General features: G+C 63.6%; 17 protein-coding genes. 8 read left to right on the top strand and 9 right to left on the bottom strand.

The features are described from left to right. Window positions 1–9: 9 nt before the first annotated feature. Both ACELLULO517_RS20950 and ACELLULO517_RS20945 read right to left on the bottom strand, forming a co-directional pair. Complete coding sequence (locus ACELLULO517_RS20950) at window positions 10–1,080, bottom strand: sugar ABC transporter substrate-binding protein (protein WP_227309367.1); 1,071 nt, start codon at window positions 1,078–1,080, stop codon at window positions 10–12. 111 nt (window positions 1,081–1,191) lie between these two features. After that, window positions 1,192–3,003 (bottom strand): ABC transporter substrate-binding protein, encoded by a 1,812-nt coding sequence (locus ACELLULO517_RS20945; RefSeq protein WP_227309366.1) that lies wholly within the window; start codon window positions 3,001–3,003, stop codon window positions 1,192–1,194. Between the two features lie 183 nt (window positions 3,004–3,186). Between ACELLULO517_RS20945 and qhpR the strand changes: the two genes are divergently transcribed. From qhpR to ACELLULO517_RS20930, 3 genes are read left to right on the top strand one after another with little or no spacing between them, the layout of a single operon-like run. Beyond that, window positions 3,187–4,335 (top strand): AraC-like transcriptional regulator QhpR, encoded by a 1,149-nt coding sequence (gene qhpR, locus ACELLULO517_RS20940; protein ID WP_227309365.1) that lies wholly within the window; start codon window positions 3,187–3,189, stop codon window positions 4,333–4,335. Beyond that, window positions 4,335–5,060, top strand: a complete 726-nt coding sequence (locus ACELLULO517_RS20935; RefSeq protein WP_227309364.1) for an SDR family NAD(P)-dependent oxidoreductase — start codon at window positions 4,335–4,337, stop codon at window positions 5,058–5,060. The genes qhpR and ACELLULO517_RS20935 overlap by 1 nt, the downstream gene beginning before the upstream one ends. 15 nt (window positions 5,061–5,075) lie before the next feature. Next, window positions 5,076–5,822 carry an SDR family NAD(P)-dependent oxidoreductase gene (locus tag ACELLULO517_RS20930; RefSeq protein ID WP_227309363.1) on the top strand — a complete coding sequence of 249 codons (747 nt, stop codon included), beginning with the start codon at window positions 5,076–5,078 and terminating at the stop codon, window positions 5,820–5,822. Window positions 5,823–5,904: 82 nt separating this feature from the next. Here ACELLULO517_RS20930 and ACELLULO517_RS20925 read toward each other — a convergent pair whose 3' ends face one another. The 6 genes from ACELLULO517_RS20925 to ACELLULO517_RS20900 all read right to left on the bottom strand — a co-directional run bounded on the left by ACELLULO517_RS20925 (window position 5,905) and on the right by ACELLULO517_RS20900 (window position 11,736). Continuing rightward, on the bottom strand, window positions 5,905–6,180 hold the full coding sequence (locus ACELLULO517_RS20925) for an HU family DNA-binding protein (protein WP_227309362.1): 276 nt from the start codon (window positions 6,178–6,180) through the stop codon (window positions 5,905–5,907). Window positions 6,181–6,581: 401 nt separating this feature from the next. Further along, entirely contained in the window at window positions 6,582–7,592 is a 1,011-nt protein-coding gene (locus ACELLULO517_RS20920) for a ParB/RepB/Spo0J family partition protein (RefSeq protein WP_227309361.1), read from the bottom strand. 51 nt (window positions 7,593–7,643) lie between these two features. Continuing rightward, on the bottom strand, window positions 7,644–8,837 hold the full coding sequence (locus ACELLULO517_RS20915; protein ID WP_227309360.1) for an AAA family ATPase: 1,194 nt from the start codon (window positions 8,835–8,837) through the stop codon (window positions 7,644–7,646). Then, entirely contained in the window at window positions 8,834–10,135 is a 1,302-nt protein-coding gene (locus ACELLULO517_RS20910) for a replication protein RepA (protein ID WP_227309359.1), read from the bottom strand. The genes ACELLULO517_RS20915 and ACELLULO517_RS20910 overlap by 4 nt, the downstream gene beginning before the upstream one ends. 408 nt (window positions 10,136–10,543) lie before the next feature. Then, window positions 10,544–10,990 (bottom strand): hypothetical protein, encoded by a 447-nt coding sequence (locus ACELLULO517_RS20905; RefSeq protein ID WP_227309358.1) that lies wholly within the window; start codon window positions 10,988–10,990, stop codon window positions 10,544–10,546. Further along, window positions 10,987–11,736, bottom strand: a complete 750-nt coding sequence (locus ACELLULO517_RS20900; protein ID WP_227309357.1) for a DUF2786 domain-containing protein — start codon at window positions 11,734–11,736, stop codon at window positions 10,987–10,989. Before ACELLULO517_RS20900 ends, ACELLULO517_RS20905 begins: the two co-directional genes overlap by 4 nt. A 273-nt stretch (window positions 11,737–12,009) precedes the next feature. On the opposite strand from ACELLULO517_RS20900, the gene ACELLULO517_RS20895 reads away from it, so the two are divergent. The 5 genes from ACELLULO517_RS20895 to ACELLULO517_RS20875 all read left to right on the top strand — a co-directional run bounded on the left by ACELLULO517_RS20895 (window position 12,010) and on the right by ACELLULO517_RS20875 (window position 15,308). Continuing rightward, entirely contained in the window at window positions 12,010–12,936 is a 927-nt protein-coding gene (locus ACELLULO517_RS20895; RefSeq protein ID WP_227309356.1) for a tyrosine-type recombinase/integrase, read from the top strand. Beyond that, entirely contained in the window at window positions 12,933–13,547 is a 615-nt protein-coding gene (locus ACELLULO517_RS20890; RefSeq protein ID WP_227309355.1) for a hypothetical protein, read from the top strand. Before ACELLULO517_RS20895 ends, ACELLULO517_RS20890 begins: the two co-directional genes overlap by 4 nt. After that, window positions 13,540–14,337 carry a segregation and condensation protein A gene (locus ACELLULO517_RS20885; RefSeq protein WP_227309354.1) on the top strand — a complete coding sequence of 266 codons (798 nt, stop codon included), beginning with the start codon at window positions 13,540–13,542 and terminating at the stop codon, window positions 14,335–14,337. The genes ACELLULO517_RS20890 and ACELLULO517_RS20885 overlap by 8 nt, the downstream gene beginning before the upstream one ends. Window positions 14,338–14,421: 84 nt before the next feature. Continuing rightward, the gene (locus tag ACELLULO517_RS20880; RefSeq protein ID WP_227309353.1) at window positions 14,422–14,790 is read left to right on the top strand and encodes an antitoxin Xre/MbcA/ParS toxin-binding domain-containing protein; all 369 of its coding nucleotides are present in this window, start codon (window positions 14,422–14,424) and stop codon (window positions 14,788–14,790) included. Then, window positions 14,787–15,308, top strand: a complete 522-nt coding sequence (locus tag ACELLULO517_RS20875; RefSeq protein ID WP_227309352.1) for an RES family NAD+ phosphorylase — start codon at window positions 14,787–14,789, stop codon at window positions 15,306–15,308. The genes ACELLULO517_RS20880 and ACELLULO517_RS20875 overlap by 4 nt, the downstream gene beginning before the upstream one ends. A gap of 15 nt (window positions 15,309–15,323) precedes the next feature. Here the strand turns inward: ACELLULO517_RS20875 and repB are convergent, their stop codons facing one another. After that, a complete protein-coding gene (gene repB / locus ACELLULO517_RS20870; RefSeq protein ID WP_227309351.1) occupies window positions 15,324–16,247 on the bottom strand; it encodes a plasmid partitioning protein RepB in 924 nt (307 codons plus the stop codon). Between the last annotated feature and the right edge of the window lie 244 nt (window positions 16,248–16,491).

The raw sequence follows: 16,491 nt of genomic DNA, 5'->3' as shown, positions 1-16,491 counted from the left end.
TCGTCTGCATCAATACTGTGCCTTGAACTGATCGACATTGGCCTTGGTGATGTCATGAACATCCAGCGGCGTGGTATGCGGCACAGGCTTGCCGGCCCAGGCATCGCCCAACTGAATGACGCTTTCATACATCTCGGTATAAGGCAGCAGCGTGCGGGTCGATTCGATCTGGCCGGTCTGCACGGCATGGAAAGCCCAGATATTGCCGCCGCTGTCATAGATCTTGAGCTTGCCGTTATTCAGCGCCCCGGCTTCGCGGGCCGCCGCCACGGCACCGCGCGTCATGTCGGAATAGTTCGAAATCAGGATCGTCAGATCGGGATGCGCCTGGAACAGCGGCAAGGTCTTGGAATTGCCCTGGACGATGGAATAGTCGGTGCGCACCACGGCGACGACGTCGAAATCCGGATATTTCGCCTTCGCGTCCTTCAAAGCCAGATCGGTATTGATGGTATTGGCGTTCAGATCCGGCCCGGTGACGACGGCCACTTTCTGCGGGCCGGGATTCTCCTTCGCAATGTCCATGATCCAGTCACGGAAAGGCCCGCGCCCCTGCGATCCGCCGACGAAGTTCAGCGTGCCCGGCGCCCACAGCGCGTCGCCTTCGTTCGCCGCGCGATTGCAGATCGGCTCATTCGCGATCGCGACCAGCACGCCGTGCTCGGGCGCGGTCTCGGTCAGAATTTTGCAGGCCTGGTTGCCGTCGTTCATCTCGCCGACGATCGCATTGTATTTGCCGCTGGAAATGACGTTCTGCGCCTGATTGTATTGAACGCTCGGGCTCCAGTTCGGATCGAATACATCGATCGTCGCGCCGATCTTGGCAGCCGCCGCCTTGGCGCCTTTGATGGCGGATTGCAGATGGGTGTTGTTGGTCGCCGCCATCAGCAGCGCGATATGAAGCTGGCCGCAGCCGCCCATCATGGACTGGCCGTTGCCCAGCTCGATCTTATGCGGCTTGCAGGCATCGTCGGCATGCGCGGCACGGCTCATGAACGTACCTGCTGCAAGCGTGGTGCCCAGAGCCAGGGCCGCGACCGAAAGGCCGCGCATAGGTCGTCTGTCGAACATCGTCGTCATGATCCCTGTTCTACTGCACCAAGGCCGAGCCCTGGCGTCATTCATCGGGGATCAATAGAGCGCAAGGATTGTCCAGACCGCTTGACGCTTGAACACAAAGCGCGCGCCGGATCAGGGTCGCTTGAGCCAGGACGGCATCTGGAAGGCGCATTCGCCGTAAGGCGAGGGTGACAGAATGCGCTGCTGCCCATTCTGGATCTGAAAGATCAGATGCGCCTGCGCGATGGAAGGGTCTTGAGACGTATCCGGATAGGCTTCGGCCACCTGCCCTGGATTGTCGAGGGAATAGGCGCCGTTGACACCGCGATGGATGACAGCGCGGATTTCCGGTACCACCTTGTCGAAAGCGCGCGGATTATCCGTGCGCGTCCAGGCGCTGGCCAGGATATTGACGCGGTCATAGGCAAGACCAGCATGGGAATGGCCGGGCTTGCGGCCATGCATCCGCTCATAGCGTTCGGCGAAACCGCGGGCGATATGGTCCTGATACAGGCCCGTGGTGGTGGCCCAAATAACGCCATTCGCTTCCTGTCCCAATTGTTCGCGGTAAGCGGGGATGGAGGGACCGTATAGCGTATAGACCAAGGCGCGCGCGGGATTGCTCAAAAACTCCCGCAGGAAGGCGATATTCTCTTCCGGGAAGTAATAAGCCAAGAAGATCGCCGCCGGCGATTGGGCATGAACCTGCTGCATGACCTTGGCCCAGTCGATGTCGCGCAGCGGCAGATCGTCGAGAAGATCGATCTTCCAGCCGCCCCGCGCCGCGTAGCGTTCCAGACTGCGAAAGCCGATATCCATCCTCGACCAGCGCGGCTGAATAACCAGCACCCGACGGGTCGACGGCGTCCATTGCCGTGTGCGCTCAAGCTCGCTCAGAAACCGTATGAAGCGCGGGCCATAATGAATGTCGCTCGGGCAAAGTTGAAAGACGTTGCGCAATCTCCAACGATCCTCGCGCACCCGATCGACCATCGCCTCCATCGTCGCGCAATGAAGATAAGGCGCGCCATAATCCGCGACCAGATCCTGCACCTGTTCTTCCGAACTGGTATAGCCCGAGGTGATGGCATCGACCTCGCTTTCGATCAGGCTGCGCACGGCCTTGGTGACGGCCTCGGGATTCCCGATATCGCAGTCCACGACACGCAGTTCCAGCCGCCGGCCGGAAATGCCGCCGCGACGGTTGATTTCATCCACCGCAAGACGCGACCCGTTCAGCATCTCGGTCGCGTCCGCCGCCGCCAGACCGCTGAGCGACAGCGGTGCGCCGATCAGGATCGGGCGGCGCGGCAGCAGGGCCGACGGGATTCGCGGCCCGGTATGACGCTGCTCCGGCTTCAGGTCGACCAAGCCGGCCGTCAGCGGCAGCAGGTTGCGCCCGCCACCCGGCGTCGGCAGGCGCAGCAGCCCAAGATCGGTCGCGAGCGTCGCCGCCCCGGTGCGGCTCATCTGCCCGAGCTTGGCCAGAATGCGTTCGATATGGGTGGTGATGGTCCGCAGGCTCGTCTCCAGGCAGGCCGCGATATCGTGATTGCCCAATCCGCCCGAAATCAGCGTCAGCACGTCAAGCTCGCGCAGGGTCAAGGCGAAAGGCGGCTCGACGGCGGTCGCCGTGATCACCGCCCAGGCCTGATCGTCGGGCCTGAGATCGGCATCCATGCGCACCGAATACCAGGTCCGGTCAGGGTCGATCCAGACGAAGCGGACAAGCGCGCGACCGCTGGCCAGCAGCGCGCTTGCGAATGCGCTGAATTCCGGGCGCGCGCCAAAGAACCACACGGCCTCCCGGCTTTCGATCTGCTCCACCTGGCCGTCGGCCGCGATGGCGATCCGGTGCGAGGCCGGGACCTTGGTGCCGGGGCCTGAAGCCCGCGTCTTCGCTGTCACTGCCGTGGGTTCGCCCTCCCGCACCGCGATATTCAACCTCCAAAACCATCGGGACGTTTCAAGCAATCCCCGTGCCATTTTATCCTAAGCCCATGCCATCGGTCGGAATACGTATTTCAGACTTGTGACAGCCCCCTATCGTCACCGTCATCGCCATCCCGGGCCTAAGCGGAGGGACAAAAGGCGGCCCGGCCAGATCAATTGCAAAGGATAGGGATCATGGAGCGAACCGTTGCGACGAAGGTCGCCCGCCGGTCTTCCGGGCGCGCGGATGCCAGCGAAGCGCAGATCCTGCTGACCGCCATCGATGGCCTTCCGGAATTCCTGCACCGCCGTGGCGTCGACCCTCGTCATCTGCTGCGGGCGCGCGGCCAGAAGGAAGGCCACGCCATGCGGCTGGACCTGCCGCGCTACTGCGCCTTGATCGAACTGGCGGCCGAACATACGGGCAATGACAGTTTCGGCCTGCAACTGGGCCGGGAAGCAGCACCCGGACGGTTGGGCCTGCTGGGCGATGCCGCCCTCGCCGCCCCGACGCTCACCGGCGCGCTGGATGTCCTGGTCAGGCTGTTTCCCTTCTACCAGCAGAATACGGCCGCGCATTTCCGGCAGGAAGACGGGGTCTGTCGCTTCGAATACCGTATCCTCGACGGCCGGATTCTGGAGCGCCGACAGGATGCCGAACTCACCATGGCGACCATCCTCGGGCTTATCCGCGCTTGTCTCGGCAGCGCCTGGGCGCCGGATGAAGTCCATTTCGAGCATCCCCAACCGGCCGGTGTCCAGATGCACCGCCGCGTCTTCAACGCGCCCGTGTGCTTCAGCATGGAGACGAATGCGCTGGTTTTCCGTGACCCTGGCCTGACGCGAGCCATGCCGGGCGCGGATGCGATCAGGCTGCGCAGCCTGTGTGATGAGTTGATGCGCCTTGCCTGCGGCACCGGCACCCTTTGCCTCACGGATCAGGTGCTGGGCGAAATCCGGTCGCGCCTGGCGGCCGGCTATCCGCATATCGAGGATATCGCGGACGCGCTGCGCTTGACCCGCTGGACCATGCAGCGACGCCTGGCCGAGCAGGGACAGGTCTTTTCGGACCTTGTGGAAGCGACGCGCTGCCGCCTGGCCGAGATGCATCTGGGTGCGGCGCATATGCCGATCCAGGAAATCGCCGATGTGCTCGGCTATTCCGAACTCAGCGCCTTCACCCGCGCCTGCGTGCGCTGGTTCGGCAAACCGCCGTCCCTTGTCCGGGCGCGCATTCTGCGCGACCGAAGCGATGCCGCTGACCTGCCCAGTGCCGAGATGTCAATCGCGTCGGCCAAGACCGCTTTAATCTCCACGGCGCAGTTTGGTCTTGGGGAAGTGTGATGAGAGTTCAGGGCAAGGTCGCCGTCGTCACGGGCGCCTATCGTGGCATCGGCCGTGCCTGCGCGGAGCGTCTGGCGGCCGAAGGGTCGCGGGTTATCGCCGTCGATATCGCGGCCGGGGACCCCGGCTTCCATAATCCCGATATCGACTATCACCGGATGGATGTCGGATCGGAAAGCGATTGGCAGGCGCTGGCTGACCGCTTGGCCGCCGAGGCCAGACAGATCGATATTCTGGTCAATGCTGCCGGCATCGCCCCCACCAAGGCCGGCGCGCATGACGTCACGCTGACTGATTGGGAGCAGATCATCCGCGTCAATCAGACCGGCGTGCTGCTGGGCATGCGCATGGCGACATCCATGATGCTGGGCCGGGCGCCGCTGGCGATCGTCAATATTTCGTCGATCTGGGGGCAGGTCGGCGGGTCAGGGCAGATTGCCTATCACGCCAGCAAAGGCGCGGTGATCAATATGACCCGCAATGCCGCCGTCACCTATGCGAAGCAGGGCGTGCGCGTGAACGCTCTTCTCCCCGGCTTGATCGATACCGACATGGTGCGCGTCCAACCGCCCGAGATGAACGCCGCGACCCTCGCTTTGACGCCGATGGGTCGCATCGGCCTGCCGGAGGAGATCGCGGCCGGCGTTCTGTTCCTCGCCAGCGACGATGCCAGTTTCGTCACCGGCGCGACGCTCGCCGTCGATGGCGGCTTTACAGCACAATAACGGGTGCCTCAGCTTATGGTCGATTCTCTCGATAACCGGCCTCTGGCCGGGCGCGTCGCCCTTGTCACCGGGGCCGCGCGCGGCATCGGTGCCGCCATCGCCGCGCGCCTCATCGCGGACGGCGCGCTTGTCTATGCGGGCGATGTGCTGGAGGAGGAAGGCCGCGCCATGGCGGCCGGCCTCGACGGCGCCTGCAGTTTCCAACGGCTTGACGTGACGGACGAGGCGGAATGGGCGGCGATGATGGAACGCATCGCGCGGGAGACCGGGCGGCTGGATATTCTGGTCAATAATGCCGGGATCTATGGTCCCGCGTCTTTGCAGGACGAGTCCGCCGCCGGCTTCCGCCGCATGTTCGAGATCAATCAGTTCGCGATCTTCTGGGGCATGAAATGCGCCGTGCCGCTGATGACGCTGGGTGGGTCCATCATCAACCTCTCCTCCATCGGCGGCATGGTCGGCTATAAGGGCACCTTCGCCTATGCGGGGGCGAAATGGGCCGTGCGCGGCATGACAAGGTCAGCGGCGCGCGAATTGGCACCCTTGAAAATCCGCGTCAACACGGTCTGCCCGGGCGTCATCGATACGCCGATGTTCTACGAGAATGACCCCGCCCTGCTCAATCAATTCCTGGCGTCTATTCCGCTCGGCGCGCTCGGCAAGCCGAATGACATCGCTTCCGCCGTCGCCTTTCTGGCGTCCGACCAGTCGCATTACGTGACCGGCACAGACCTGCTTGTGGACGGCGGCATGCTTGCCTGAATGCCCACTTGAATAAGTGGAGATGACCCGGTCGCTAACCTGATCGGGTCATCTCCGCTTCGCCGGCATCGGCAGGCTGAATTCAAGCCTTCAGCGCGTCTTTCAAAGCCTTCGCCGGCGTGAACGCCACCTTGCGTGACGCCGGGATGTCCATGGTCGCACCGGTGCTGGGGTTGCGGCCCTGGCGTGCGGGGACGTCTTTGACCTTGAACTGGCCGAAGCCGGGCAAGGTCGCGTCTTCGCCCGCAATCGCCTTTTCAGTGAGCGTCGCGATCGACGTCTCAAGAATCATTTTCACGCCTTCCTTGGCCATGCCGGTTTTGCCGGAGACGTGAGCGATGAGTTCGTTGAAGGTCATAGGTTATCCTCGGTTCAGTGCCTGATGGCACCCGGTTAAACGTAGAAGGGTGGCGGGGATAGGCCCCTTCATTGGCCGACGCAAATAGCGCGTGTCAAAGCGACGCTCGGCAGCAAGGGTTGGTCCTGGCTCAAAGGGCCGCTGCGGGGAACAAGACGGATAGATGAGGCCTAATTCGGGCAAACGCGCCTTTCTTCACGGTTAGGCACGGTAAACTCACATAATCCTTGTCATATGAGCGGTAAAAGCCGGTTCTGACCCGACCACCCTGCCCTTTCAGCGCCCGTACCTTTATCATCGGTCGGCAAAATCCATCCTGTTTCAACAGCAAAAACCCGAAAATTGCCCAGCAAAAGGCAGGTCCGAGCAGGCTAGCGTACCCTTATCATCGGTCCCCGGACTCAGCCTTGGGTGAGCTTATCCAGAACCTCGTTGATCGCAGCCAGCAGCTGTTCGCGGTCTGCCGTCGCATTGCGCGGCACGCTGATGACGATATTGCTGCCGCGTTGCGGCCGCGTGCCGCGTGCCAGCAAAGCCCCGCTCGGAGCGCGCACGGCGAATTCCACGGCCCGCGCCGTGACCCGCGCGGCATCCTTCCGCCGCGTCGCCTGCTGCAGGCGCTTGACGACATCGGGCGCCGGGATCACCGGCTGCTTGGCCTGGGCCCGCTCGCTCTGCTCCTCCGCCACCAGCTGCGCCTCGGCAATGACCGCCACCTGCGACAACGGATGGCGCAATAGCGGCGCCAAGGTCGCGCCATGGCTGATCTTGATGGCATGAAGGCTGCCGAAGGCTGAGATCACGGTGGCGGGAAACGCGGCCAGATCCAGATAGCGGCTGAGCCAGCTTTGACTGACGGACAGCCGCTCGGCCATCCTGGCCTGATTGCCGCCGTAGTAGCGCGTCAGGGCGCCGGCATAATCCCGCGCCCGTTCGACATCCGACAGGTCCTGGCGGCTGCGGTTTTCCAGATCGGCGATGCGGAAGGCTTCCTCATCGCTCAACTCCCGCGGTTCGACCAGAAATCTGAAATTGGGCGCGTCATTGGCGCGGAGCCAGCTTGCCGTCCAATGCCGTCGCGCACCGCAGATAATCTCAAACTGACAGGCAGGGTCACCCAGGACGCGCCGAACGATCGCCGGCACTTCCTGCCGTCCCTGGGCACGGAAACTCTCGATCAGATCGGCGCAGCTTTCCTCGTTCAAAGCGCCGTAGTCGCGATTGTGAAACTCCCACACCCGGCACAGCGCCGGGTCCACCAATTCATGCTCCCGCGTCAGGGTCTGGCCGGAAGCGAGTTCCGCCAGCCGATTGCCACGGTTCTGCAGAACCCCGGTGCGAGGCGGAAGCTTGCCGGCGGGCGGTGATCCGCCGGCCAGACCGGCCGCAAAGCCTTTGTTTCCTAGAGCCATAAAATCATTCCAAATCAATCGGTTGGACTAATCTTGCAGACCTGCAAGCGGCTAGATCTTGCCTTCCGCCCTCAATTTCGCGGCCTGGCTGGGCCAGGTGGTCCGAATCTGCGTCTCGATTTCAGCGTTCACCCCGTTCAGATAGGCAAGGCCGCGATTATAGGTCTCGCGGGATGTTACCGGCGCCGCCAGCTCATAGATTGTCATCAGCCGGGCAGAGGCATTGTCGATCTCGGCGCTGTCCCGCATCACGGTGCGCAGCATCTTCTCGCCGAACAGATTGCGCATCAGCCCCAGCAGCTCGCGCTGCATGGATTTGCCTTCGTCCGCGCGAGTGGCCACGAAGCGGATCCAGGAAAAATCAACCGGAAAATGCCGCTCCTCCAGGATCTGCAAGGTCTCATACAGCATGGCCAGAAAGGTCGTGGTCGACGCGAAATCGACCACCGTCGGCGGCATCGGCACCAGCAGCGCATTGGCTGCCCGCATGACCGAGAGGGAAATCGTGCCGAGCGCCGGCGGCGGATCCAGCACGATGACGTCGAAATGGTCGGCGATGGAGGTCAGGCCCTCGGCCAGCCGGTTGAGCAGCCGCGGTTCGGAGCGTGAGATGCGAGCCGCCAGCTCATATTCCGCCGAATACAGCTTCAGATTGGCGGGGATGAGGTAAAGATTGTCCCAATGCGTCTCCCGCACGGCATAGGCCAGGCTGCTCATCTCCATATTCCGGAAGAACGGATAAAGCGTATCGTCCTCATGAATATCGAGGTCCGGGACATAGCCGAATAAGGCCGTGGACGACCCTTGGCTGTCGCAATCGATCAGGCAGACCCGATAGCCCTGAATCGCCAGATACTGCGCCAGATGGGCGGAGACGGTGGACTTCCCTACCCCGCCTTTGAAATTCTGCACCGCGATGACCGAAACCGGATCATCGGCGCTGCGCCATGGCCGGGTGCCGAAAGCCTCGCGCAGCTGATTGACCTCGGCCAGGGTATAGCCGATGCGGCGGCCGGAACTCGTCCGCTCCACGGCCGGAATACGCCCGTCCTTCTCGGCCTCACGGATCGCGGCCGTCGTCCGCCCGACCAGTTCGGCCACGCGGGTGATGGGAAAACGCGGCGACTGACGGACGCCGCTTTCATGCAAAGCCTGGTCGCGCAACCCTTCCAGGACATTGAGGCATTTTCCGTAGATCTCGCCGACAGACCGCAGGGTCTGGGATTCGGTGCGGGTATCGCTCATGGGCCTGTCACACTCGACGCTTTCCTGGTCACATCGACACGTATCTGCTCAAGCCCGATGGCGCGCGCGGCGCGGTCTAGCTGCAGCTGAAACTGGCCTCTGATATAGTCGCAATGGAACCGCCGCTCGACCAGCAGGAACCATTCGCTGTCCCTCAATTCCAGATTGGCCCGCTTGAACCAGGCGTTAAACTCGGCCTCTCCCAGATTTTCCTTCAGCTTCTCAAAGAACGCCGCGGCGAGATTGGGCGCGGCTGCGGCCTCTGCTGTGGCATCGACCGTACCTTTATCATCGGCTGTGACCAGACGCAGATTGGCGCCGGGAACCAGCTTTTGCTGCAGCGGCGCCGGCGATCCGTAAAGCCGGATGATGCTGGTATCGAATTCGGCCTTGGCCTCGGGATAGACGGCCGAGACATGGCGTTCCCAGGCGTCACGGATGGTCTGGCGGAATTTGCGGATATTGCGGCCGTCATTGCCGAAATGCACCGCCAGCTGGTCCCAGCTCAGGCTGGCGGGCCGCTTATTGCCGATGCGCGGCAGCCGGTAGGCAAGCCAGGTGTAAAGGTCGAGCGCGGTTGCCGAATCGCGTAGCTGACGGATAGCCACCTCGTTCAGCGGGACGGCATGGTCCTTGAGGTGATGGAAAAACCCGTCCGTCATCAGAATTTCGCGCTGAAAGCCTGATTTCGGCCCGTCCTGGCCGCGATATTCGTTGGTCAGCTTGATTTCGCGAATGCCGAATTCATGCTCGCCGCTCTTATCCACATTGTCCCAGCGGATCATCCATTCGCAGGAGAGCAACCGGTCCATCTGGTCGCGAATGAGCGTCGCTGAGCCGCGCGGCCCGTAGCTGACCGTCTTGAAGCCCATCCGCCGCATCCAATCGCTGAAATTCCGGCCCAGATGGATGTGGCGGGAATTGGCCTTCACGGCTTCCGTCATGATATGAATGAGGATCAGCCGGGGCAGCGAGCCGAAAGGAATGCCTAAGGATTGGAATTGCTGCTGGCCGTTCACCAGGTCCAGGCGCGGCTTGGGGTTGATGACCAGGGTGTATTGGCCGTCCTGGCGCATGATCGGCGCGAATTCGTCCTTCGGCCGTCGGACCGGCAGGGACATGGCGCAAAGGGCGGAGTGGAGAAAGCCTGGGCTGGGCGTCTCATCCTGGACAGCCTGCACACGCTCGAACAGGTCGGGCTGGCCGAGAGACAAGGCAAGCTGGTTGGCAGCGTCGGGGCCACGCTGCACCAGTTCCAGGTGGACTTGCTGCCCAAGCGGATAACGGGGGGCGGTCATTGTCTCTCCGACGAATCGTTCAGCCCGAAGGCGGAGGAAACCTAGGCTAACCTGGCTAGCTTTCGCAACAAAAACTCTTTTCTCCTTAAAATCGCAAATCTACCGATGATCTGGGTACGGTCTTTCTCAGGTGAATCTTAGGATAGAGTCTTAGGTATGGTACCTAAGTCATCGTTATTGCGGGGAAAGACGTACCCTGCTCATCGGTTTGGCCCGAGTCTCCGCACCATCATCATCGTTTAGCCGTACCAATATCATCGGTCCGTACCAAGCCCATCGGTCGCGGTGTGGCAAGCAATGGCGCGATCCGCTCAACCGTCATCCGAGCGTTTGTGCCGGGGAGCGCCCGCCGCATCTTGCAGATCCGCAAAATCCCGATAAGCGACTGAATTCAGATGGATTTTCGCATTACGGCCGAAAAGCCTGGTCAGCGACCGAAAATTCTGACCCGACGTTCAGCCCGGCCTGTGCGGCCGATTGCCGTAATTCGCCCGGATCCCGCCGCAAATAGCGTTGGAGCAGAAAGAAATAGGCGGCCAGGAACAGCGCGCCATGACCATCGCTGTCCCCCTCTACCGAGGAGGTGATGCTATGGGCCAGCTCATGCAGCAGGCACCAGGATGGCACGCGCGGCGCCAGCTCGATCGTCAGCCGGTCGGCCCGTCCGATCAGGGTCTTGGCCTGAACGGGCAGGGCCGCCACTTTCGGCGGGTAACGCAGGCCGATATCGGCCCAGATCGCATCGATCATCGCCTGGGCCTGCTCGCGCGCGATGCGCGTCGGGTCATGCGGGGCGATGACCCGCTGCTCCCAGGCATAGACGCGGCCGCGCTGATGGTCGCGGATCGTCCTCATCGCAGACGGGCGGGGCCTTGGTCGGTGACAGGGCGGGCGAGGTTGATGCCGTCGCCCGCCACTTCGCCGGCCGCATAGGCGCGCCGGTCGATGGCAATCACCGTGACGCTGCGCGCCCGCAGGCGAATCTTGGTTTCCCGAAAGGCATCGGCGACCACCGTCTGCTTGACCAGAACCAGCGCGGTGCCGCGCCCCGGGCCGGCGCGCAGGCTCTCCTCGCGGTCCCGATGCAGATCCTGAAGCCGGTCGTCCAAGCGCTTCACCAGCCCGTGCTGAAAGCTGCGTGTCGCCAGCCTTAGCGATGTCCCTTTCAAATGCGGGTGGGCTTGCTTGAATCGGGCTGTCTCGCTGGTGATCGCCTGTTCGATGATTTTGTAGAGATAGACCGCCATCTGCACATCGGCGTCGAAGCCGAAATAGATATAGTGCTTGGTGGGAACCCCCTCGGGGCCCGTCATGGTCTGGCCTTGGTCAAGCCAGACGATGCAATGGCAGAACCGGCCGATGGCGGGGACGCAGCCATCAATGGGGCCGCGCCGCTTGCCGGCCATGGGCACCTTTGCCTGAATGCAGGTCTCCTCGCGGACCTGCACCTCGCTCATCGTCAGCATATAGCGGTCGAGCAGCTTGCCCACCATTTCGGCGGCGGCGAAGGCTTCGGCATCGGTGCAACCGTTCTGCACGGTTTTCTCGGTCAATGCCCGGATGCGGGCCTTCACGCGGTCGATTTCGAGGATTTGGCTCATGGCGACAGGCTAGACCGCAGGCGGGCTGCGGCAAAGCCTCTCTGACGTTGGCGGTGTAAATGTCATGGGGGAGGGGTGGCAAATTGAGCCCTGAACGGGCTAAACAGATAGGGTGCTGCGGCGCGATCGCACCAGCAAATCCCTCCCAAAATCGCCTTTCAAGCCCAAACGGGCGAGGTAATCGCGTATTACCGTGCCTAACCCTGTGATTGAGGGCCCTTGCCTTGATTACGGCGCCTCTGCCAAGGTCGCGGTGCCGAAAGGGGAGGGGATGTGGAGTCGCGTGATAGGCCGCAGGCAGCCGCTCAAAAGCCGCTCTCTGCCACCACCCTGAAAATCTATGCCGATGACTGGCGGGCTTTCTGTGACTGGTGCGCGGCGCAAAACGCGTCCTATCTGCCGGCGCTATCCGCGACCGTCGCTGCCTATCTCACCATGCGGCAGAACAATCTCGGGGGCAGCGGGTTGCGCGTCGCGCACGCCGCCATCGCCTTTCATCATCGCCAAGCGGGTCTTGCCTGGTCCTCGACCGATCCCGTCATCGCGACCTTGCTGCGCGACGTGGCAAAGACCCAGACCCGAGCGGTAAGACCCGCGGCGGCGCTGACCGCGACCGAGATCGCGCTGCTGCTCAGCAGTTGCGATCATGATCCGGGCGGCCGCGCCGGGTTCCTCAATCTGCGCGACCGCGCGCTGCTGTCGATCGGCTTCGCCGGCGGCCTGCGCCGCTCGGAACTGGTGGCATTGGATTGCGAGGATCTGGATTTCACGACCGCAGGCCTCACGCTTCGTATTCGCAATCCCCGCAGCGATCAGCCGAGTGCCGCAGCGTCGTCGTCGTCGTCTCTGATTGTTTCCCGTGGAACGCAGGCCGAGACTTGTCCGGTCCAGGCGATGGAGATCTGGCTGCGCCGATCGGGGATTGAATATGGACCGATCTTTCCCCGTCTGACGGCCGCCGGGACGATCGAGGCGCGTCTCACCGGCAATGGCGTTTGGAAAATCCTGCGCCGCCGCGCGGCCCAGGTCGGGTTGCAGGCGCCGGCCGGTCAGCGTCTGTCTCCGCACGGCATGCGCGCCGGCTTCATCGCCGAGGCTTACGGCAAGGGGGCTGCCGAGGCCGAGGTCATGGCCCAGGCCCGGCAGAAGGATCGCAGCACGGCGCGACGCTACCGCCCGCGCGCCGGAAGCCCCGCGTGAACCGACAGGTGGCGGCGAAGGGGGCAGGGGCTGATCCCATGGCGCCGGCGCAGCCCGATTGGCTGCGGCATGATCTGGTGATCTCAGGGCCCGCGATCGACGTCCAGGCTTTCCAGTCGGCCGCCGCCGGGTCGGGGGCAATCCCCTGGCATTTGCCGGATCTGTCTCTGGCGGAGGAGGATCAGCTTCACGCGCTGCTCAATCCGCCGGACGGTTCGCGCGGTCTCAGCCTTGCGGCCGCGCGCATCCTGGCGCGCCAGTTGCGCAGCGCCGTGGAAAGCCAGGCCGACCGCGTGATACAGGCGGCCGGGCGCAGCAAAGCCTGTCCCTTCGATCTTCATGCCCTGCTGCCGATCCCGGCGATGATCCTGCAGCGCGGGCCGGATCACCCCGGCAGCCGCGCCTGGCTGCGGCAGCATTGGGGGGTCGTGCAGTCCCTGCGGCAAGTGCGGCAGGTGACCGGACTGCATGGGGGCAGTCCCCGACGATCGGCCAGGATCGCCTATGAATTCTGGTCGGCCGATTGGACGCCCTGGCCGGCTCTGGGCACGCTGCGCAAGACCTGGCCCAGCCTCGTCTTCGACTGTCGGCCCGATTATGCCCATGGATGATAAAGGTACGCCCCTGGTGGCGGCCGCATCGGATGACGCATGGGAAAGGCCCGAGCGTCTCCCCACCAGTCCGGTCCTTCATCTCGAAGGGTTCGACGGCCCCATGGACCTGCTGCTGGACTTGGTCGAGCGCCAGCGCATCGATTTCGGCGGCGTCTCCATCCTCGACCTCGCCGAGCAGTTCACGGCCGCGATGGCGCGTTTCGCGGGGCAAGTCAGCCTGGAGCGGCGGGCGGATTGGCTGGTGCTTGCGACGCGCCTGGTGCTGCTGCGCTCCCGACTGCTCTTTCCGGCGAGTCCTGAGGCAGCAGCCGACGCGGAGGCCGAGGCCGCGCAGGAAATCCGGCGCCTGGATGAGCGTATCGCCATGCGCGCGGCCGGCGCCTGGCTCGGCCAGCGTCCGCAGTTGGGGGTCGATACCTTCGCTCGCCCCCTGGCCGACCCGCCGCGCGAAGGCGGCTATGTCGCCCTGATGGAGGCTTGTCTCGTGGTCTTGCGCGGACCGGATGATCGGGGTCAGCCAGAGCCCGTCTATAGCCGGATCCTTCCGGACCTATGGCGCGTCAGCGATGCTCTGGTGCGCATTCCGGAACTGCTGGCGCGCCATCCGCAAGGCGGGGAGATCGCGGCGTTTCTGCCGCCCATCGCCCCTCATGATCCGGATCGTGACGAGAAGCTGCGCACGGCTTTCGCCAGCACCCTTCTGGCTGGGCTGGAATTGGCGAAACAGGGCGAAGTCGCGGTCGAACAGACGACGCCCATGGGCTTATGCTGGCTGCGTGGGGCTTGACGGCATAGCGCGAAAGGCTGTGGCGCTGCGCCTGTAGTTGCCCTATATATTGACCCAATTCAGGGCAAAGTATGGGGCAATCCCATGAACGATATGACGAGCTTCATTCAGGATACGGCGACGGCGGACGGGTTGATAGCGGTCGACCGGCTCAGCTCCATGCTGCATATCACGCGGGCGGAGCTTGCCAGCACGCTCGGCCTGTCGCGCGATGCCATCGCCAAAACCGCGCGGGTCGCGGCCCCCGCCACGCAATCGCGCCTGCGCGATATCGTGGAAATCCTCAATCGCCTGCGGCCCTGGGCGGGGTCGCCGCAACAGGCCTTCGCCTGGTACCGCTCGCAGTCCTTGCCCTCCTTCGGGGATCAGACGGCGGAGGCCCTGGTCAAGGAAGGCCGGGCGGAAGCGGTGAAGCGCTACCTGGATCGGATCGCGGTCGGCGGCTACGCGTGAGGTTTCGCGGTATCGTCTACCGCGCGCATCATCCGCGTTGGGCCTTTTCGCCATTATCGGGGGAGGGGGCGGCACGCTACGGCGGTCGCTTCAACCCGCTCGGAATGCCTGCCCTTTATACGGCGCTGCGGATGCAGACGGCCTGGCTGGAAGCGCAGCAGGCCTTCCCCTTCAAGGCGCAACCGATGACGCTTTGTGCCTATGAGGTAGATTGCGCGGATGTCGCGGATCTGACTGACCCTGCCGGTCTTGCGGCGCTCGGTGCCACGCCCGCGACCCTTGCCTGTCCCTGGGAAGATATCGCCAGCCGGCGTCAGATGCCGCCCAGCTGGGATCTGGCCCGCCGGCTGCAGGCGGCGGGGATTGCGGCCGTCATGGTGCCAAGCTTCGCGGCCGGCGCCACGCCTGAGGACGTGAACATGGTCTTCTGGGCATGGACTCCGGCGCCGCCCCATAGCGTGACGGTGATCGACGATCAGGGCCGCCTGCCGCACGATGACCGCTCCTGGCAAGGCTAGAGCATACGGGCAGGTCTAACGCTCGATCGAATGCCACAGGACGGGCGGCTTATGCGGCTCTGCCGGGTGGCCCGCCATATACTCGGCATAGAGCGCATCCAGCCGGCCGAGCAGGAATTCGCCGAAAGCCCGCGTCACGGTCCGGTCGATCGTGACGGTTGTGGTCGTCTCGGTCTGTGTGGCGGTCGCGATCGTCTGCCCGGCGCTGTTGCGGTAGCGGCGTGACGGCGATGGCTTGCGCTTCGCCAGGATCGCCGGCCGCGTCAGATGCCGATAGAGAAGGTCGAAACGCTGGTCGGATGGCGCATAGATGAAGCTTGCATCCTCCAGCAGCGGATCGACCGGCCGGTCCGCCGCATATTTGCGAAAGGCGAGGGAGAGCGCCATCCATCGATTGCGTCCGATCGCGGGCGCGGGCCCGATGGCCTCCACAATATCCGTGGGCAGTCGGTCGGTGACCCGGACCAGCCGTGACAGGCTTGCCTTGTCAAGGCTGAGCGCCTGCATGATCGTCTCCCGGCTATAGCCGCGGTCTTGCAGGGCGATGGCGAAGCGCCCTTGCTCGATAAAGGACAGATCGGCGCGCGCGCTGTTTTCCTGTCCCTGGGCAATGACCAGATCGCGGTCGGTGAGCGGCCTCACGATGCAGCGGACCGGTCGGCCCAGTTCGGCGGCGGCGCGCAGGCGTCGATGACCGAAGGCAGCCTGATAGCGACCTGGCTCGGCCGGGTGCGGCCTGATCAGAATGGGGGAGGTCTGACCTTGCGCGGCGATGCTCTCCCGCAGGCGCCGATAATTGGCATCCGTCGGTTCCATGCGATCTTCGATAAAGGAATGGTCGATCAAAGCCGGGTCCAGATCGCTGATTCTGTCGGTGCTACCCATCGCCGCTTCTATCCCGGGTTCGGTCTTGTCCTTGATGCGGTCGCGATCTGCCATGAGAGCAAGATTACAGCTAATTAATACGATAACGCAATGATAAACAACAATTGACAGCTGTCAACTTGTCTCGCTTCGGTCCCATTCCCGGTCTCCCACGTAACAGCGCCGGGGTTTGCGTGCGGCCGCCAGCCGAGTCATTTGGGAATCCCGCAGATTCCGCGCCCGCATGGCTTGGGCGGCGCCGTGCGACGCTGCGCCGCAGCAGCGCGCGTGACGACCCTGCCGAAGGGTGCCATCATCC

This window comes from Acidisoma cellulosilyticum, from assembly GCF_020621385.1.
GTDB classification, from domain to species: Bacteria; Pseudomonadota; Alphaproteobacteria; order Acetobacterales; family Acetobacteraceae; genus Acidisoma; species Acidisoma cellulosilyticum.
The sequence above is the reverse complement of the archived record's forward strand: the minus strand, read 5'-3'. Positions and strand labels throughout refer to the sequence as shown.